At 62.3% G+C, this 20382-nt stretch carries 8 protein-coding genes and 1 tRNA gene; 5 read left to right on the top strand and 4 right to left on the bottom strand.

Annotated features, from left to right (window positions below; all coding sequences use genetic code 11):
* Positions 1-151: 151 nt before the first annotated feature.
* From ACN0X7_RS01205 to ACN0X7_RS01190, 4 genes are read left to right on the top strand one after another with little or no spacing between them, the layout of a single operon-like run.
* Positions 152-1009: an ABC transporter permease gene (locus ACN0X7_RS01205; RefSeq protein ID WP_417513247.1), complete on the top strand. Its 858-nt coding sequence runs from the start codon at positions 152-154 to the stop codon at positions 1007-1009.
* Positions 1006-1860, top strand: coding sequence for an ABC transporter ATP-binding protein (locus tag ACN0X7_RS01200; RefSeq protein WP_417513245.1), 855 nt, complete (start codon positions 1006-1008; stop codon positions 1858-1860). Before ACN0X7_RS01205 ends, ACN0X7_RS01200 begins: the two co-directional genes overlap by 4 nt.
* On the top strand, positions 1857-3428 hold the full coding sequence (locus ACN0X7_RS01195; RefSeq protein WP_417513243.1) for an SDR family oxidoreductase: 1572 nt from the start codon (positions 1857-1859) through the stop codon (positions 3426-3428). The genes ACN0X7_RS01200 and ACN0X7_RS01195 overlap by 4 nt, the downstream gene beginning before the upstream one ends.
* A gap of 25 nt (positions 3429-3453) precedes the next feature.
* Complete coding sequence (locus ACN0X7_RS01190) at positions 3454-4704, top strand: dienelactone hydrolase family protein (protein WP_417513241.1); 1251 nt, start codon at positions 3454-3456, stop codon at positions 4702-4704.
* Positions 4705-4723: 19 nt separating this feature from the next.
* On the opposite strand, the gene ACN0X7_RS01185 is transcribed toward ACN0X7_RS01190, so the two are convergent.
* The 3 genes from ACN0X7_RS01185 to ACN0X7_RS01175 form a co-directional block, all read right to left on the bottom strand.
* On the bottom strand, positions 4724-6397 hold the full coding sequence (locus ACN0X7_RS01185) for a class I adenylate-forming enzyme family protein (protein ID WP_417513239.1): 1674 nt from the start codon (positions 6395-6397) through the stop codon (positions 4724-4726).
* Positions 6398-6488: 91 nt separating this feature from the next.
* Positions 6489-7757 (bottom strand): acyl-CoA dehydrogenase family protein, encoded by a 1269-nt coding sequence (locus ACN0X7_RS01180; protein ID WP_417513237.1) that lies wholly within the window; start codon positions 7755-7757, stop codon positions 6489-6491.
* 216 nt (positions 7758-7973) lie between these two features.
* Complete coding sequence (locus ACN0X7_RS01175; protein ID WP_417513235.1) at positions 7974-19106, bottom strand: beta strand repeat-containing protein; 11133 nt, start codon at positions 19104-19106, stop codon at positions 7974-7976.
* Positions 19107-19200: 94 nt separating this feature from the next.
* Here ACN0X7_RS01175 and ACN0X7_RS01170 point away from each other — a divergent pair, with 94 nt between their 5' ends.
* On the top strand, positions 19201-20076 hold the full coding sequence (locus ACN0X7_RS01170; protein ID WP_417513233.1) for a hypothetical protein: 876 nt from the start codon (positions 19201-19203) through the stop codon (positions 20074-20076).
* 206 nt (positions 20077-20282) lie between these two features.
* On the opposite strand, the gene ACN0X7_RS01165 is transcribed toward ACN0X7_RS01170, so the two are convergent.
* Positions 20283-20359 (bottom strand) — tRNA-Ile (locus ACN0X7_RS01165).
* Between the last annotated feature and the right edge of the window lie 23 nt (positions 20360-20382).

Raw genomic sequence — 20382 nt, 5'->3', positions numbered from 1 at the left:
TGGCAGAATCTCCCTCCCCCTTGATGGGGGAGGGTTGGGGTGGGGGTGATACGGCGTTGCCGAACAAGGCTCGGGTACGCCGTATCACCCCCATCGACCGCTTCGCGGCCACTTCCCCCATCAAGGGGGAAGAAATCCTTGGCACAAAGCCATGACCGCTGCCGTTCAGATCCGGCACGCGCGGCGCTGGCCCGTTTCGCTGATCCTCTCAGGCGGCTTCATCCTGTTGCTTGTCGGGCTGGCGCTTTTCGCGCCGCTGATCGCGCCGGTCGACCCGCTGGAGCAGGATCTGCTGCTGGAGCGTCTGCCGCCGTTCTGGGCAGCGGACGCCGAGCCCGGATACTGGCTCGGCACCGACAGTCTGGGGCGGGATGTGCTCTCGCGGCTGATCCACGCCACGCAGACCGCCCTGATCGTCGCCCTGCTCGCCGCCAGTTTCGCCTGCCTGATCGGGACGGCACTCGGGCTGCTGGCCGGGTTCTTCGGCGGCTGGGTGGACATGCTGATCTCCCGGCTGGTCGATATCTGGATGTCGTTTCCGCCGGTGCTGCTGTCGATCCTGCTGGTGGCCGTGCTCGGCACGGGCCTGCATTCGGTCGTGATCGCCATCGCCGTGATCGACTGGACGCGCTTCTGTCGCGTGATCCGTACCGAGACACAGGCCCAGACGTCGGAAGACTATGTCGATGCGGCGCAGACCATCGGCCTGACCCGCTTCGCGATCCTGTGGCGCGAAGTCCTGCCCAACGTCGCACCGACCGTCATCGTGCTGCTGAGTCTGGAAATGGGCATCGCCGTCATCGTCGAAGCCATCCTGTCCTTCGTCGGCCTTTCGGTCTCGTCGGACACGCCCACCTGGGGCGGCATGATCGCCGAGGGCCGTCAGGTGATCCACTATGCGTGGTGGGTGCTGGTGTTCCCGCTGGCGGCGCTGTGTCTGACGGTGCTGGCCTTCAACCGCTTCGGCGACGCCCTGCGCCTGCGCATCGATCCGGTAATGCGCCGATGAACCACCTCGCGCTGAACATCGAAAACCTGTCGGTCGAGGTCGCGGCGAGCGGCAAACGCCTGCTGCGGTCGGTATCGCTGTCGGTGGCACCCGGCGAAATTCACGGTCTTGTGGGCGAAAGCGGTGCGGGCAAGTCGACCTTGGCCAAGGCCATTCTGGGGATCTTGGCGCGCGGTCTGGAGGTCACCGGCGGCAGCATCCGCGTCGACGGCAAGGACCACCGCGCCAGAGACATTGCCAGCGGCGGCGAGATCGCCTTCATCCCGCAGGATCCGCTGTCGGCCTTGAATCCGTCGCGGAAGATCGGTGCGCAACTGGGCGACGCAATGCGCTCACTCCGCCTGTCGAAACCGGACCGGATGCAGAAAATGCGCAGCCTGCTGGACGACGTGCAGATCCGCGAGCCGGAGCGCGTGCTGGCCAGCTATCCGCACGAGCTGTCGGGGGGCATGCGGCAGCGCGTGCTGATCGCGTCGGCTTTCGCGACCGATCCGAAGCTGATCCTGGCCGACGAGCCCACGACCGCGCTGGACGTGACCGTGCAGAAACAGGTGCTGCGCCTGATCCGCGACATGCAGCACCGCCACAACACGGCGATGGTGTTCGTCACCCACGATCTGGGTGTGGTGGCGCAGATCTGCGATTCCGTCAGCGTGCTTTACGCAGGGCTGCTGGTTGAACAGGCACCGGTTACCGAGATATTCGCAGACCCGCAGCACGCCTATACCCGCGCGCTGATGGATGCCAGCCCCCGCTTCGACCGGCCCGAACTGGGCATGGTGCCGATCGACGACAATGTGTTTGACGACCTGGCCCGCGAGATCGCGGCATTTGACCGGGTGCAACCATGACCGCACCGCTGATCGAAGCGCACGATGTGCATCTGTCGCTGCCCGACCGCAGCCGCCCGAGGCTGTTCGGTCGTCCGCCGATGATCCACATCCTGCGCGGCGTCTCTGTCGAGATCGGACGCGGCGAGATGGTCGGCATTGTCGGCGAGTCCGGCTCCGGCAAGACGACGCTGGGGCAGTGTCTGGTCCGCCTGCACGAGCCGACCAGCGGAGAGGTTCGGCTTGAAGGTCAGGACATCACCCATCTGGACGAGGCTGCCCTGCGCCCCATGCGGCAGCGGATGCAGATGATCTTTCAGGATCCGCTGTCGTCGCTGAACCCGCGCCATACGATCGGTCGCATCCTGCGCAGCCCGCTGTCCATTCACAGGCCGAAAATGGGCCGCGCTGCGCAGCAGGCGCGCTGTATCGAACTGCTGGACGATGTCGGCCTGCCGCCGGCGTTCCTCGACCGCTATCCGCACGAACTGTCCGGCGGGCAGCGCCAGCGCATCGGCATCGCCCGCGCGCTGGCCGTCGAGCCGGATTTCGTGCTGGCCGACGAGATCGTCTCCGGGCTGGACGTGTCGACACAGGCGCAGGTGCTGCGGCTGCTGAAGGATCTGTCGCAGCGGCTGAACCTGTCGGTGGCCCTGATCAGCCACGACCTGTCGGTGGTCCGGCACCTGTGCGAACGCGTGTACGTCATGCGGCAGGGCGAAGTGATCGAGCAGGGAAGCGCGGCGCGCCTGTTTAACGCGCCGGCGAGCAGCTACACGAAAGAACTGATTGCAGCGATCCCGTTGCCGGACCCAGATCCGGGCTGGCTGGAGCGCCGCACCATGACCGGAGGAGAGAACGGGATGCAGATCAAGGACAGCGTGGCCCTTGTCACGGGCGCCAATCGCGGCGTCGGCAAGTGCTTCATCGAGGCGCTTGCGAAACGCGGTGCGAAGAAGATCTATGCCGCCACGCGGACCGGGTCCGACCTGCCGCCAGAGATCAACGGTGTGGAGATCGTGCCGGTCACGCTGGACATCACCGACGCCGGTCAGATCGCGGCAGCAGCCCGGGTGGCGCCCGACACGACCTTGCTGATCAACAATGCCGGCATCAACCGGATGACCAAGCTGATCGGCGGCGGCAGCAACGAGGCCGCCGAAGCCGAGATGGCGACGAACTATTTCGGGCTGCTGAACATGGCACGCGCGTTCGGGCCGGTGATCCAGGGCAACGGCGGTGGCGGCGTCATCAACATGCTGTCGATCCTGGGCCTGACCAACCTGCCGCTGATGGGGTCGCTGGCCGCATCGAAAGCTGCCGCCTACAGCGCGACGCAGGGGATGCGCGCGGAATGGCAGAATGACGGCATCCAGGTGCTGGCGGTGCTGCCCGGGGCTATCGACACCGACATGAGCAGGGATTTCCCGCCGCCGAAGGAAGACCCGATGGACGTCGCCAACACCGCGCTGGACGCGCTGGAAGCAGGCGACTGGGAATGCTATCCGGGCGGCATGGCCGAAGGCGTGAAGGCCGGGCTTGCCGCGGACCCGATGGCGGTCCACAAGGACATGATGCAGTACGTTTGAGGCGAAGGCTCAGGGAGACAGTCAGATGACAGCGAACAACAGTGGCACCTATGTCGATGTGACCGCCGCCGACGGCGGTACGTTCCGGGCGTACGTCTGCAAGCCCGAGAAAGGTTCGGGCCCGGCGCTGGTCCTGCTGCAGGAGATCTTCGGCATCAACGACTACATGAAGTCCATGGCCGAACGCTATGCCGAGGAAGGCTATGTCACCATTGTGCCCGACCTGTTCTGGCGCATGGAGCCGGGTGTCGAGCTGGGCTATGACGAGGCGGATTTCGAGAAGGCGTTCGCCTTCTATCAGAAGTTCGACGTCGATCAGGCCATCAAGGACATCCAGTCGACCATCGACACCGTGAAGGGTCTGGACGGCGTTGTGGGCAAGGTCGGCGCGGTCGGCTATTGCCTCGGCGGATTGCTGGCGTGGCTGACGGCAGCGCGCACGAACATCGACGTGTCGGTCGGCTATTATGCGGTCGGTGTCGAAGATCATCTCGATGAGATGGACAACATCTCGGTACCCATGATGCTGCATTTCGCGGGCGAGGACGGGTTCTGCCCGGCAGAGGCCCGCGAGAAGATCATGGCCGCGACCGAGACCGTGCCGCACATCAACACCTATCTCTACGAAGGCCTCGACCACGCCTTTGCGACGCCGGGCCGCCCGAGCTTCGACAAGCCCGCCACCATGATGGCCTATTCCCGGACGCTGTCGGCTTTCCGGCAGGTGCTCGGACCGATCTACGACCTGGAACACCTCTGGGACATGCACTGCTATTACGAATTCGCGACCCGCGACGTGGATGCCACCATGGCGACGATGGTCGCCGAACCGTATGTGAACCACATCCCGACCATGACCGGCGGCGTCGGTCATGACCATCTGAAACGCTTCTACAAGTATCACTTCGTCAATTCGAACCCCGAGGACACGAAGCTGATCCCCGTCTCGCGCACCATTGGCGCGGATCGGCTGGTGGACGAGATGATCTTCTGCTTCACCCATACATGCGAGATCGACTGGATGCTGCCCGGCGTCGAACCGACCGGCAAGTACGTCGAGGTGCCGCTGGTCGCCATCGTCAACTTCCGTGGCGAGAAGCTGTATCACGAGCACATCTACTGGGATCAGGCGTCGGTGCTGGTGCAGATCGGAAAGCTGGACCCGGCCGGCCTGCCGGTCGCAGGCGCGGAGACCGCAAAGAAGCTGATCGACGAAAGCCTGCCGTCCAACGGGCTGATGCAGAACTGGGAAACCAGCGACGGCAAACCGATCTGACCGCACCCCGGTTCGCCGATCACAGACCCAACTGTCGGACCGCCTCGTCGCGCAGTTCCCGCTTCAGGATCTTGCCGGACGCGGTACGCGGCAATGGCTCGGTCCGGAACTGCATGTAACGCGGGATCTGGAACTGCGCCAGCCGCGACGACAGGAAGTCCCTGACCTGTTCCGGCTCCAGCGACGCGCGGACATAGAGCGTCGCGCCGACTTCCTCGACCAGTCGAGCGTCGGGCACGGCATAGACAGCCGCCTCGACAATATCGTCGTGTTCCAGCAGCGCCGCCTCGACCGCACCGCAGCCGATGTTCTCGCCGCCGCGGATCACCATGTCCTTGATGCGATCGACGATGAAAACGAAGCCCTCGTCATCGATCCAAGCGACATCGCCGGTCTTCAGCCAGTCGCCGTCGAAGGTCGCGGCGTTGGCATCGGGCCGGTTCCAGTAGCCGCGAAAGATCGATGTACCGCGCACCTGCAGTTCGCCGCGCTCACCGGTCGGAAGGACAGAGCCATCGTCACCCACGATGCGCATGTCCAGCACCGCGGAACACCGGCCAGAACTTGCGGGCTTCTGAAGGTAGGCCGGGCCGGTCACGCCGCAGCCGATGGCGTTCGTCTCGGTCATACCCCAACCGGTGTTGGGCTGCGCATTCGCGAAGGCTTCCCGGATGCCGCGCACCTGTTCGGGCGCGCGGGCCGCGCCCCCGCCACCAACCGTGGTCAGCGACGACAGATCCTTGCCTGTCGCCCTGGCGTGATTCACCAGATCGCCCGTCATTGCCGACGGTCCGATGAACATCGTGGCCCGCTCCTGCTCAATCAGCCGCGCCGCCTCGACCACGTCCCAGCGGTACATGCAGATCAGACGCCGCTGCGCGCGATAGCACGAGAGATAGTTCGCGTGGCTGCCGGTGGCGTGGAACAGCGGCACCCCCAGCAGGGCCGCACCCTGCGGCGCATCCGGATCGGGGGCGGCGAGCGCACCGGTCAGCACCCCCGCCTGCGCATCCAGTTCCCAGCTCATCAGGGCCGTGATCACATTGCGATGACAGGATACGGCACCCTTCGGATAGCCAGTCGATCCTGACGTATACAGCATGATCGCATCGTCATCGGGCTGCATCGGAACGTCGGGCATCCCGGTCGCCACGGGTCCGGCCATCAGATCATCCCAGCGTACCGCGCTTGCCGGAATATCGTCCGCCCGGACGGCGATGACCCGCAGGCCATCGGGCACCGTCTCGCAGCCTGCCAGGCGTTCAAGGCGCTCGCGGTCGGCCACCAGTACCGAGGGTCGGCAGTCATTCAGAGCGAAGGCCATCTCGTCCGATTGCCAATGGGCGTTCATCGCGACCGCAATGGCACCAATCGAGGTCACCGCCTTGAACGCGATGATCCATTCGGGGTAGTTGCGCATCGATATCGCGACCCGATCGCCGGGCCGAACACCGAAATCATCGACCAGACGGTGCGCCAGCGTCATTGCCGCCTGCCAGGCCTGCTCGAAACTCAGACGCGCGTCCCCGTAGACCAGAAACGGCAGGTCACTGCGATTGTCGGCATACAGATCGCGCAGGGTGGCCGGTGCGTTTTTGAACACGCGGCAGGGCCGCCCGAAGACCGACCCGTACACCAGTTCGTGTTCCTGTCCCGGCCCCGTGAGCTGGGCCAGCGCTTCATCGCGTGTCATCGGCGTTCTCGCAAAACAAGACCGGCGCGGAGAAGCGGAGAGCCTCTCACGCGCCGGAATTGGTCATCCGTCCGGATGGTCGGTGGCGCTCCTAGAGCATGCCGCCGTGCTTCTGGACCTCGTAACGGCCAACCACGAAGTGATGCACCTCATCGGGACCGTCGGCCAGACGCAGCGTGCGCTGCTTGGCGTACATCTCGGCCAGCGGGGTCCACTGCGAGACACCCGTCGCGCCGTGAATCTGGATAGCCTCGTCGATGATCTTGCAGACTTTCTCGGGCACCATGGCCTTGACCATCGAGACCCAGACACGAGCTTCCTTGTTGCCCAGCACGTCCATGGCCTTGGCGGCCTTCAGGACCATCATGCGGCAGGCCTCGATCTCGATCCGCGCACGCGACACCGTCTCGATGTTCTTGCCAAGCTGGATGATCGGCTTGCCGAAGGCTTCGCGGTTGATGCCGCGGTTGATCATCAGGTCCAGCGCCTTTTCGGCAGCACCGATGGAGCGCATGCAATGGTGAATACGGCCCGGTCCGAGACGGACCTGCGAAATCTCGAAGCCGCGCCCCTCGCCCAGCAGGATGTTTTCCTTGGGCACGCGCACGTCCGTGAAGCGGATGTGCATGTGACCGTGCGGTGCATCGGGGTCGCCGAACACATGCATCGGGCCCAGCACGTCCACGCCCGGGGTGTCGATGGGCACCAGGATCTGCGACTGCTGCTTGTGCGGTGCCGCATCGGGGTCGGTCTTGACCATGACGATCATGATCTTGCAGCGCGGGTCGCCGGCGCCCGACGCGTAATACTTCTCGCCGTTCAGGACATATTCGTCCCCGTCCAGCTTGGCTTCCATGCCGATGTTCTTGGCGTCCGAGGATGCGCGGTGCGGTTCGGTCATGACATAGGCTGACCGGATCTTGCCTTCCAGCAGCGGCTTCAGCCACTTGTCCTTCTGCGCGCGCGTGCCGACACGTTCCAGCACTTCCATGTTGCCGGTATCGGGGGCCGAGCAGTTCATGGTCTGCGAGGCCAGCGAGTTCTTGCCGAGTTCCGCAGCGATGTAGGCGTAGTCGAGGTTCTTCAGGCCCTCGCCGGTTTCGGCATCCGGCAGGAAGAAGTTCCACAGGCCCTGTTTCTTGGCCTCGTTCTTGGCTTCCTCCAGCACCTCGAGCTGACCCGGCGCATACTGCCAGATGTCAGGGCGGCCTTCGCCCAGCTTGTGGAATTCCTCGGACATCGGATCGACCACATCGGCGATGAATTTCTTCACGTGGTCGAACAGAGGCCGCGCCTCTTCGGACATCGTCAGATTGTTGAGATCGTCGTTCGCATACGAACTGCTTGCTGAGTCAGGCATTGCTGCACTTCTCCCCTTTTGAGATCCGGTCGGGAACGACCTGTCACGGGCCGCCATAAAACAGCCCGAACCCTGACGTCCCGGAAAAAACGAGGCGGTTGCTCCCCGTACCGCGTGAGGCCATTTGACTACGCGCGGCCGCCGGACACAAGTCCCCCCTGACCGGGACGGAGCCCTCAACCCGTTGCATGCGGAACACGGCGTCGTCCGGCGTTGCTAGAACAGGTCGCTCTCCTGCAGACCTGTCACACCGATCAGACCGACCGTGGCTCCGTTGGAGAAGGTCACCAGGGTATCGTCGACATTTGTGTCACCATCCGCATCCGCGTCAGCCACCGAGGTGATTGTCAGGCCAAACACCTGAAACAGATCGGTACTCACAACGAAGTCGGTGATCGTGTCATTGCTGCCTGCCCCGTCAGCCGATGAAAACTGGAACCGGTCGATATCCGCCCCACCTGTCAGCGTGTCATCACCGGCACCGCCGGAAAGAATGTCGGCGCCGGCACCGCCGTCCAGTTGATCTGTCCCGCTCTGCCCCAGCAGGAGGTCGGCCCCCGCTTCACCGGACAGGCTGTCATTGTCATTCCGGCCCTCGATCGTGTCATTGCCGGTACCGCCAAGCAGCGTGTCGTCGCCGTTCTCGCCAACCATGCGGTCGTTGTCGTCACCACCGCTCGCGCTGTCGTTGCCGGCTCCGGCGAAAATCACGTCATCGCCGGCATCACCGGTCAGCGTATCCGCACCACCGCGACCGATGACCGTGTCGTTGCCGGCCCCGCCCGTGACCGCGTCGTCACCTTCACCGCCGTCAGCGCGGTCATTGCCGTCGCCACCGGAAACACTGTCTGCGCCATCCTGCCCGAATATCTGGTCATCACCCGCGCCGCCGTCGACGGTATCGTCGCCGATGCCCCCCAGCATGACATCAAGGCCAGCGCCGCCGGACATGCTGTCGGCACCTTCGATACCGAACATGATGTCGTTGTCGCCACCGCCATCCAGCGTATCATTGCCCGTCCTGCCGATCAGCGTGTCATTGCCGGCCGCGCCCTCGGCCAGATTGTTGCCCGCACCGACATCAAGACGGTCCGCGCCAAGGCCGCCGAACAGCTGGTCATCGCCATCCTGTCCGAACAGGCGGTCACCGCCGTCGCCGCCAATCAGCGTATCCAGACCGGCCCCGCCCAGCAGATCGTCAAGATCGTCCCCACCGTCCAGGCTGTCGTTGCCATCGCCGCCATCCAGCCGGTCGATACCCGTGCCGCCGGTCAGCGTATCATTGCCGCCATCGCCGAACAGCCGGTCATTGCCCGCATCGCCCGCCATCACGTCGGCACCTTCACCGCCCTGCATGATATCGGTGTCATCGCCGCCGGACATGCTGTCGTCACCGGCTTCGCCCTGCATCTGGTCCACGCCTGCACCGCCGGACAGGGTATCGTTCTCGGTGCCGCCGCGCAGGTCATCATTGCCCGCACCGCCCGAGATCGAATCCGATCCCGCCTCGCCAAGGATCACGTCCAGCCCGCCGCCGCCCAACAGGGTGTCATTGCCTGCACGACCGAACAGCACGTCACCGTCATCGCCGCCATCCATGCTGTCGTCGCCGGTTCCGCCATCCATGCGATCGGAGCCTGCGCCGCCGAACAGCGTGTCGGCATCCGCGTCGGCAAACATCTGATCGTTGCCGGTATCGCCCTGCAGCGAGTCAGCGCCCTCGCCGCCGAACATGCGATCGTTGCCATCGCCGCCGATCAGCGTGTCGTCTCCGTCATTGCCGGAAATGAAATCGAGAATGTCGCCGCCGTCCAGCAGATCGTTGCCACCGTCACCACGCAGAGAGTCGACATCAGCGCCACCAATGACGACGTCATTGTCATCTCCCCCAAAGATGGTGTCGCGCTGCAGACCACCCTGCAACGTATCCGCCCCGGCATTGCCCAGGATCAGGTCCCCGCCCGCGCCACCATCGATAAGATCGTTGCCACCGTTGCCACGCAGATCGTCGATCCCGCCCAGTCCCGCGATGATGTCAAATCCGCTACCGCCGAAGAAGCTGTCTCCGGCCACCGTCTGAATGGCAACCGTCAGCGTGGCATCATCAAAGGCCAGGGTCTCAACGTTGGTGATGGTGTCCGCACCTTCGCCGCCAACCGTGTCCGACACCGTCATGGCACCATCGGCTGCAAAGCTGAAATCGAAGTCACCCACACTGCCGGTCAGATCGATACGGTCGGTACCGGCCGCGCCGTTAACACTGTCGTTGCCTGCGCCACCGAAGAACCGGTTGTCATTCGCGTCGCCCGTCAGCGTATCGTCAAAGGCTGAGCCGCGCACGTTCTCGAACCGTGCGAGAAGATCAGTACCCGCACCGCCCGTCGCACTGTTGGCTGCCAGATCAACGGCCACACCCGCGCCCGCTGTGGAGAAATCGACCAGATCCGCCCCGTCGCCGCCGTCCAGACTGTCGTCGCCCAACCCACCGGTGACCGTATCGTCGCCCTCAGCGGCGTTGACGATGTCGTTTCCAGCTCCTGCATCGACACTGTCATCGCCTTCAAGCGCACCAAGGAAATCGTTGGTTGAGCCACCGAGGAGTGTCTCACCATCACTCGTGCCCATGACGGCTGTGGCCAGAAGGTCAGCGAAATCAATGGCGACACCGTTGAAGATGACGATCTCGATGCTGGAACCGAAGAACTCCTCCAGTGGAGCATTCAGACGGCGAAAGAAGACGTCTCCCGAAAACACACAATCATGCTTGTAGTCGAAGACATCGCCTTCCAGCACCAACACATCCGTGCCGCTGCCACCGGCTATCGTGTTGCTGCCGGTTCCGCCAAAGATCGTGTCATTCCCCGTCCCTCCAGCGACATTGTCGTTACCTGCGCCATCAAAAATAACGTCATCGCCCTCATTGCCGTCCAGCGCATCGTCGCCAGCCAGACCAACCAGCGTGTCACCCAGACTGGACCCGTTGATGCTCTCGGCATTCGCCGTGCCAACAAGGTTCAACCCGTTGTCGAACAGGAGTTGGCCACCATCAGCGAAATCGACCCGACGGATGGTGCCTTCAATGTCATTTGTTGACGTGCCAATCGAACCCTGAACGGTGACGGCATCCCCGGTTCCGTCATTGACAAGGATCAGATCGCTCGAACCCCTGACCAAACGGATGTCGGAAAGTGAAACGCCGGATGCGAACTGAATGACGTCAACGTCGCCTGCTGCGCCTTGTCTGACAAGATCCGTTCCATCTCCCGCACCGAAAACAAAAACGTCATCGCCCTCATTGCCGTCCAGCACATCGTCGCCAGCCAGACCAACCAGCGTGTCGTCTCCACTTCCGCCAGTTGCTGATTCATTGCCATCACCGAGGCTGGCAAAAAGGTTAACGGAACTATTGGCAGCATTGACAATATCCGCACCAGTCCCGCCGACATAATCGATCTGCTCCACTTCCGTCAGTTGGAAGTTCTCGCCGCCGCCTGTGATCGTTGTGGTTGCACCGGACGTGGAGATCGTCACGGTGGCATTTGCATTGGCATGATTGACCAGCAAGAAGCGATCACTGCCTGTGCCACCGATGATGGTGTCATTGCCCGTCCCGAGGTTCGCGCCGAACACGTCATCGCCGCCGCGACCGTTGATCGAATCTGATCCTGCCGCGCCTGAAATCGTGTTGTTGTCGTCGTCACCCAGCAGCGTGTCATCTGCGGTGCCGCCTTCCAGGCGCTCGATATTGACCAGGATATCGTTGCCCTGACCGGTCGCGGTGCCGGCCAGAAGGTCGGCGTTGATTGCGACGGTCGCGGCGGTGAAATCGGCCACATCGGTTGCGGCATCACCGCCATCCAGACTGTCATCGCCAGCGCCGCCGATCAGCCGATCGCTGCCGAGGCCGCCCAGCAGCGTGTCGTTGCCGAGGCCGCCATCCAGAGTGTCCGCACCGTTGCCGCCGTCAATCGAGTCATCGCCTGCATCACCAACAAGGCTGTCCGCTCCGCCAAGACCGGCAATGGTGTCATTGCCACCGGCCCCGACAAGGGTATTGGCGTTCTCGTCACCGACCAGATTCTGGTTCGCGACCGCCGCGAAGATGAAGTCATCCGCATTCAGGTCTGCCTTGTTGACGTTGCGGACGATCAGTTCATCCACGCCGTCAATGAATTCGATGACCAGATTCGCCCCTGCATCGCGGGAGATCGCCAGAAGGCCCGCCAGATCGGTCACTTCGTCCCGGCTGGAGATGTCGAGGACGTCGCCGACACCTGCGCCTGCGCTGAAGCCGGCAACTGTATCGATGCCGGCGCCAAACACGATCAGGTCGTTGCCCGCACCCCCTGTTGCGCTGTCGTTGCCTGCGCCACCGGTCAATGTGTCCGCGCCGTCACCGCCGACCAGCGTGTCATTGCCGGTACCACCCAGCAGGACATCGTCACCGTCATCGCCTGCAACGATGTCATTGCCCGTACCGCCGTCGACCGTATCGTCGGCGGCGCCACCGAAGACCTGATCATTGCCGGCACCGCCGAGCACGGAGTCAGCATCCTGATTGCCGGTCAGCAGATCATCGCCGGCGCCGCCGTCCAGCGTGTCAGAACCAATGACGCCGTCAATATTGTCGTTGCCATTGTTGCCGTTCAGGCTGTCCGCGCCATCGCCACCGTTCAGGGTGTCATCGCCTTCACCACCGACCAGCGTATCATTGCCGGCATCACCCAGCAGGCTGTCATCGCCGTCATCACCTCCGACGACATCATCACCCGCGCCACCGGATACGGTGTCATTGTCGCCGCCACCGAAGACCTGGTCGTCGTCGGCGCCGCCCAGAACGGAATCCGCGCCGCCGCTGCCGGTGAGCAGATCGTCTCCGGTGCCGCCGTCCAGCGTATCCGCCCCGGAGCCGCCGTCGATATTGTCATTCGCGCCGCCGCCGCTGGCGCTGTCATCGCCGGTGCCGCCGTTCAGGGTATCGGCGCCATCTCCGCCATCGAGTTGATCATTGCCGCCCAGTCCGTTCAGGTCGTCGTCGCCGCCCAGGCCATTCAGCGTGTCATTGCCCGCACCACCTGTCAGGGTGTTGGCGTTGCCATCGCCATTGAGGACGAGGTTTTCCGGCACGGCAAAAAGGAAATCGTCTTCCGCAAGATCGGCTTCATTGACGTTGCGGACGATCAGTTCATCCACACCGTCATTGAACTCGATCACCAGGTTGCTGCCCGCATCCCGCGAGATCGCAAGCAGCCCCGCCAGATCGAACACATCGTCGCGCGCCGACAGGTCGATCACATCGTCAATGCCCGCGCCGAGTGAGAAGCCCTGCAGCGTGTCGAGACCAGAATCGTAGACATACGTGTCGCTGCCATTCGCACCGATGCCGCTGTCGTCGCCAGCGCCACCCCGCAGCGTGTTCGAACCGCCGCCGCTGGACGACAGGGTATCGTTACCCTCGCCGCCAAACAGTGTGTCGTTGCCCGGGCCCGCGCCAAGAAAATCGTCGCCAAACAGACCCCGCAACTCATTCGCGCCGGCACTGCCCAGCAGCGTATCGTCGAAATTGGAGCCGAAAGCGTTCTCGATGGACGTCAGGGTGTCGAAACCGCCGTCGTTGTCGATCGCGGTACCCGCTGCAAGATCAACCGACACACCACCGGCCCGATTGTCGTACAGGATCGTATCGGTCCCGCCGCGACCGTCGATCAGGTCTGCACCATTGTCAGGTTCGAAGATGTTGTCGCCCGCATCGCCCGACAGGGTATCGTCGCCCGCGCCCGAATGGATGTGCTCTATGCCAACCAGCGTGTCGGTGTTGCCGAACGCATCGATGCCGGTACCGGCAGCCAGATCGACGTTCACACCGGCCTGATCGAACTGGTAGAAAACCCTGTCTTCGCCGCCGCGGCCATCGATCAGATCCGCCCCGTCCCCGCCGATGAAACTCTCAAAGCCGGTGATCAATGGCGTCGCATCGGAACCCTGCAGTGTATCGGCGAACTGAGACCCCTGAATTTCAAAGACGCCATTGTCGAAAGTGTCATTTCCGACCGACGCATCACCTGTTGCCGTGCCGGTTGCCATGTCCACGACAACACCACCGGTCGCGTTGAAATACTGGATGCGCGTCGCGCCATTACCGGCAAACGTGTCGTCACCCGCGCCACCGTCGAAGCGGTTGAACAGGCGCTGATCACCGAACAGGAAATCAATGCCGTTGTCGAAATTCTCGTCCGCGGTCAGCGTGTCGTCAAAGGCGCTGGCGAAGAAGAAGTCGACGTTAGAAATCGTATCCGTGCCTATGCCAAGGCCGGTGGCGGTCGCCGTGGAACCGAGCGAGACCGTGACCGAACCCGTGGCGTTGAAGAAATTGACTTCGTCGAAGTTACCACGCCCGTCAATGACGTCATCACCCGCGCCGCCACGGAAATTCTCGATCTCTCCGGCACCGCGCAGCGTGCTGTCCTCGGTTCGTGATCCGCGGACCTTTTCGATACTGACCAGCGTGTGGTTGAAGGCCGTTCCCTGGCGGGTGCCGATGGCGGTTCCGGCCTCCAGATCAACCACGACGGACTCGACGCCGGAGCGGTCATAGCGCACAAGGTCACGACCGCCTGCGCCATCGATGGTGTCATCGCCGCCGCGACCGATGAAACGGTCATCCCCCGCCCCGCCCGTGAGCGTGTCCGAGAAGTTCGACCCCTGAACCTCATCGATCGCCGAGAATGTATCCGTACCGCCAAAGCCATCCAGGGCAATGCCCGTGGCGATGTTCACGTTCACCGCGCCGGGTGAGTTGAAATAGGCGATACGATCAAAGCCCCCGCCGCCCGTGATCGTGTCGTTCCCGCCCATGCCAACCAGCGACACGAACTCGTTCTGGTCGATCAGGTCGACAACGATCGTGTCATCGAAGCCCGAGCCGCGGGTCTGAAGACCGGCAATTGTTCCGTCCAGCTGGTCCACGTTGATCAACTGATCGGTTCCACCGGCAGACTTGATCACCGTACCGGTCGTATTGCCCACGTTGAACTGAACGGCAGACGATTCCGCAGTATATTCCAGAACCACGAACGTGCCGCCGGCATGGTCGAAATCAAAGGTGTCGTTGCCCGAACTGGAGACAAAGAAATCCGTGGTAACCGTGTTGTCGGTCTCGATATCGACCGCCAGCGTGTCGTCGCCCGCGCCACCGTTGAGGCTATCGACGCCGCCCCGGCCGATGAGAAGGTTGTTGTTGACATCACCGGTGATGTTGTCGAAGCCGTCTCTGGAACCGCGAACCTCCTCGATGTTGGACAGCGTATGGGTGAAGAACTGTCCGAATGCCGTGCCCGTGGCCGTTCCGGCAGCCAGATCGACGTTGACACTTGAAACGCCGCTGCGATCAAAACGGACAAGATCAATACCGCCAGCACCATCAATCGTGTCGATGCCGCCAAGCGGAATGAACCGTTCATCTGCAGCGGATCCAAGTATTGAATCGTTAAAATTGTTGCCGTGAATCTCGTCGACGTTGCTGACGGTGTCAGTGCTGCCGAACCCGTCGATCACCAAACCGGTCGCCAGGTTGGCGGTTATCCCGCCGGGATCGGACACATAGTTGACGCGCAGAAAACCGGTTTGCCCGCCGGACACTGAGTCGTTGCCGTCACCGCCCAGAAACTCCAGAAACTCGTCATTGCTGTTCAGGTTCTGGGTGTGGCTGTCGTTGAACGCAGTGCCGACAATACGGAAGCCGGACAGAAAATCGGCAAACTGATCGTTGTTCAGGATGGTGTCGGTGCCGCCGGCGGACTTGATGATCGTCCCCGAAGTCGCACCGATATCCGATGTGATTGCCGCAGTCTCATTGCCATAATCCAAGATCGCGAACAGCAATCCCGGATTGGCGAAATCGAAGGTGTCATCGCCACGACCCGCTTCGATCTCATGAACGGTGATGACTTCGGTATCGGCCCCTGCCGACAGCACCGTGTCGTTCCCGTCGCCAGGCGTGATCAGATCGAAGTTGCCGGTGCCGCCATTCAGAACATCGTCGCCCGCGCCGCCGATCAGCAGGTCATTCCCGTCTCCGCCGTTGATGACATCATTGCCCGAACCGCCTTCCAGCGTGTCATTTCCAGCGTTGCCGAGCAGCGTATCGTTGCCCACACCGCCCGATATCTGGTCATTCAGACCCTGACCGGTCAGGCTGTCATCACCCAGCCCCCCAAGGAAGGGCGCATTGACGTTGAAACCTGCTTCCGCCGCGTCGGCGAGCGAACTGGGCAGGGTAACCCGGTCGTCGCCGCCAAGCGCGTCCGAGGTGTTGTTATCGTCGGCAGAATCCGCCACCAGCACATCATCGAAATTGATCACATCCGCATTGTTCGAAAACAGGACGGCTGCGTCGAAGACACTGATATTGAAGACTTCGGTATCGGTCAGCGCACCGCCCGGGCCGGTATTGCCAAGATCGGAGACTGTGATGGTCAGGGTGGCGTCACCGGTAAACCCGGCACCGGGCGTGATCTCTACCCGCTCAAGCGCCGCGTTGATCTGATCCTGGGTGCCGGTGATGGTGACGCTAGCAGATTCGTCACCCGCAATCACGGCACCCGCAGCGTCGATCACATTGGTTGTGCCATTGGAAAAGATCAGGGTGACTTCGCCCTGATTGGCTGTGCCCTCAAGATCCGGGTCAAAAATCTGCAGGTTCTCGATCACGCCGATGCTGGTCGACAACAAGGACAGAGCCGGCAACGTCGAGAAATCCGTTTCAACAACCTTTCGCCCAAGAACGACAAAGGCAGCACCCGACGGCGAATCATAGGGAGCACCGACGATCAGGTCGTCCAGTCCGTCACCATTGATATCGCCCGCATTGGAAACGGAACGTCCAGCATAGCTGTAGCCCGACGGCCCGGTGATGACAAAACCGCCAACCGCGTTTGCAACCTGGGACAGGTCGACAGCGGCACCATCAGACTTGCCAAATACAACGAAGGCGGCACCATTCGTTCCATTGCCCGGCGCACCGACAATCAGATCATCCAGCCCGTCGCCATTCAGATCGCCCGCACCGCTGACCGATCGCCCGGCCAGATCGTATCCGGATACGCCGTTGATGGCGAAGCCGCCGACACCGGCTTCAACATCGATGAGAGAAACTGTTGTACCGTCCGCCTTGCCAAACACGACATATGCCGAACCGGACGATCCCCCGTTCGGATCAGCGTTCTGCGCTCCAACGATCAGGTCCGCCAGCCCGTCGCCGTTCACATCCCCTGCACCGCTGACCGCACGACCGGCAAAATCGCTTGCAGAAGCGCCGTCGATGGCAAAGCCACTTGCATCGGCGCGCACCGACGACAACTCGACTGCCGTCCCGTCCGCCTTGCCGAACACCACAAACGCCGACCCGGCATTGGCGGCATTCTGATCGTCGTTGGGCACGCCGAGAATCAGGTCGTCCAGCCCATCGCCGTTGACATCACCGGCCGAACTGACCGACGTGCCGGACCGATCATTGGCGCTGTCGCCATTGATGACGAAGCCGCCATTACCTGCCTCGACATCTGCCAGATCGACCGTGGCCCCGCTTGCCTTGCCGAACACGACAAAGGTTGCGCCCGATGCACTGCCGTTCGGGTCATCGTTTCGCGCGCCGACGATCAGATCGTCCAGCCCGTCGCCGTTGACATCGCCCGCAACAGCGACTGCGCCGCCGGCATTGTCGTTGGAGGAGATACCCTTGATCGCAAAACCACCGCTGCCGGCATTGACAGGTGTCCCGTCGGCCTTGCCAAAGACAATAAACGCGCCGCCCGTGTTGAACCCGCTGAAATCCGCCCCCTCGAAGCCGACGATCAGGTCATCGAGCCCGTCGCCGTTGACGTCGCCGCCGCCGCCGATCGCCTGTCCAAAGACAGATTCGTTGGGGCTGGTGCCGTTGATGACGAAGCCACCGGTACCGCCCGCTACATCGTCAAGCAGCACATCGCCGGGGTTGGCTGATCCGAAGATCACGAACGCCGCTCCGCCGGAAGGGACCCCGGGCGGCGACGCGAACCGGTCGCCGACTATCACATCGTCAAAACCGTCACCGTTGACGTCGCCGCCAGCGCTCACCGCAATACCAGCGCCGCCGTAAACCGCTTCGGATCGGATCGTGAAGCCGCGCTCACCCAGATTCGCCAGATCGACATTGGAGGTGTCCAGCACACCGAGACCGATGACGGGCGCCAGATTGATCACCGCGTCGCGCGCCACGGCGACGCCATTGAATTCAAGCGTCTCTATCCCGGAAAGCGTGTCCGTACCGTCGCGACCGAAAACCTGATCGGCCACGGTGAACGTGCCGTCCCCAGTAACCGCCACCACATATTCGCCACGCGCGCCGTTGAAGACTGCCACATCCGAGCCGACACCCCCGGCCAGCACATCATCGCCCGCACCGCCGACCAGCGTGTCATCGGCAATGCCGCCCAGCAGACTGTCGTTTCCGCCACCACCTTCCAACCGGTAGTCCGTTGCCGATGATGTTGCGATGGTCAGGCGGTCGTTGCCCAGGCCGCCGATGATCGTCTCGAACTCGGTGTCCGGAGCCAAGGTCAAACCGTTGCCGACAAAGCCGATGCCTACGGTTGTGGCATCGGCCAGATTTAGGATGACATCGGGTGAAACGTTCTGCGGATCGCCGATCTCGTACTGGAGCCCGTTGCCCTGATCATTGTCAGTGACGCGAAAAGCAATGCCGCTCTCGGAGAGGCCAGACAGATCAAGCGTGTCGTCGGTCCCGCCGAAGGGATCAAGGGTTGCGCCGTCAATGACATCCGCGACCGAGATCGCTTCGCCGGGGCCTGTCAGGTCGAGGTCGAATATATCGCTTGTGCCATCATCGGCCTGAATGCGCGTGAGGGTCCGGGAACGCAGGAATGCGTCATCGGCGCTATCTTCAGTAAGGATGGCACCAAGCAGCGAAAGGCTGTTCGAGAGCGCCCCGTCGAAGGTGACCGTGCCTGCCGAATTCGTCTGCGTCCATTGTGTGTTCGAGAATGTGGCCGAGGCGATGGTCTCACCGCTTCGCGTGACCGTCGCTGTATCGACGGAGCCGCTGGCGTTGCCGTCGCGAATGTCCTGCAGCAGATCGGCCAGATCAAAGGAACTGATGGAGAAACTGCCCGCAAAATCGACAAACACATCCGCGCCCTCGGACTGGGGCACGCGAATCCGAATCAGCGAACTGCTGATGCTTTCCAGAACAGCTTCGCCAGCGTTCTCCAACAAAAACAGATTGTTATCGAGAAAATCCACCTGGCTTTCACCGAACGCGATTGCGCCAGTGAGAAATCGCAGTTCGGCCATATTGCTGGTCCCTCACGCTCACGGTTTGTTAAGATCATTCTCGATTAACCTCCTAAACACTGCAACCAATAGATGTGGGAAAAACAGGCCTGTCATGGTGAATGGTATTCTGGCGTTCGGAAAAGGTGCATGCGGGCGCGCCGTCATCCTCCTGTTTTCATTGTTTGCCGCCCCTGTTGCGGCCGACGTCGATCAAAAGATCCTGCGGTGTTCCGCAATAGCGGATCCGCAACAAAGACTCGGGTGTTACGACAGGGCCATCCAACAAACCCGGGCAGCCAGCCCTCCTGCGCAGAAGCCTGTTGATATAAATTCGAAACGAGCCTCACCAACGGGCCGCAGGCTCCCTCTCAGAGTTGAACTTGGTGGTGGTTTCCAGATCGCCAGCGTGGACAGCCCGTTCAGTGCCCGCCTGGTCGGTGATCCGGTGGACCTGGCTTTCCAGTCGTTTCTTGGGGGGCGCGGCGCACTCGGACAATTGGAAATCTGGTATGATGGCGTGTTCCACGACGCCATTTCCCTGGGTCTGACGTATGGACACAGCCGCATGTCCGGTGATGCACGGGCTGATTTTCCAGATGGTGTGCAGGTGATCGCAGATCCTGTCTTCAACGACATCAGCTACAACGCGCGCGTGGACAGCCTGATGCTCGGACTGTCCGCAACGCTCTTCAGTTCGCGGGCCGGGTCGTCCTTTCTTTCGCTGCAGGCAGGACTTTCGCGCCTGGACCTCGAAACCGTGGTCAGGACCAATTCACCTCTGCTGGCTGCACCGGAGATTTCGGTCAATCGAGACACGGTCATCGCACCGGTCTGGGCCGTCACCACCGGATATCGGTTTCATCTCACCGACCATTGGTACGCTGGCGCGAAATTTGGCCTGAACGGCATCAACGGCAGCCTGTTCGGCCAGGATGGCCGGGCCGTCTGGGCCATGAACAGCCAGTTGTTCGCCGGTTACCGGTTCTAGACGCGCCCGGTTCGTTCTCCACCCGTTCGAAAAGGGGAAGGGCGAGAAGGATGGCTACTCTCGTTGGTTCATTCTGTAAAATATCAAAATGGTGGAGCTTAGCGATGTTCGCTTGAACGCTGGCTGCTCTCGTCGTTTCGACGAAACGACTGCCGCAACACCAAAATTTGAGCAAACTTCCGTCGTTTCACTGCGTGAAAAGGTGTTGGTGGGCCCGGCAGGACTCGAACCTGCAACCAGACCGTTATGAGCGGTCGGCTCTAACCAATTGAGCTACAGGCCCGGTGCCCCGGCGAGGCGGAGAAT

The sequence above is a fragment of the Minwuia sp. genome (assembly GCF_048263705.1).
In the GTDB taxonomy this organism is placed as follows: Bacteria; Pseudomonadota; Alphaproteobacteria; order Minwuiales; family Minwuiaceae; genus Minwuia.
Note: the sequence above shows the minus strand (reverse complement) of the source record. Positions and strands in the feature narration are given on the sequence as shown.

Coding starts and splice junctions, on each gene's coding strand:
- ACN0X7_RS01200 (WP_417513245.1), top strand. CDS start 1,006: ATGAACCACCTCGCGCTGAACATCGAAAACCTGTCGGTCGAGGTCGCG.
- ACN0X7_RS01170 (WP_417513233.1), top strand. CDS start 19,201: ATGGTGAATGGTATTCTGGCGTTCGGAAAAGGTGCATGCGGGCGCGCC.
- ACN0X7_RS01205 (WP_417513247.1), top strand. CDS start 152: ATGACCGCTGCCGTTCAGATCCGGCACGCGCGGCGCTGGCCCGTTTCG.
- ACN0X7_RS01180 (WP_417513237.1), bottom strand. CDS start 7,757: ATGCCTGACTCAGCAAGCAGTTCGTATGCGAACGACGATCTCAACAAT.
- ACN0X7_RS01175 (WP_417513235.1), bottom strand. CDS start 19,106: ATGGCCGAACTGCGATTTCTCACTGGCGCAATCGCGTTCGGTGAAAGC.
- ACN0X7_RS01195 (WP_417513243.1), top strand. CDS start 1,857: ATGACCGCACCGCTGATCGAAGCGCACGATGTGCATCTGTCGCTGCCC.
- ACN0X7_RS01190 (WP_417513241.1), top strand. CDS start 3,454: ATGACAGCGAACAACAGTGGCACCTATGTCGATGTGACCGCCGCCGAC.
- ACN0X7_RS01185 (WP_417513239.1), bottom strand. CDS start 6,397: ATGACACGCGATGAAGCGCTGGCCCAGCTCACGGGGCCGGGACAGGAA.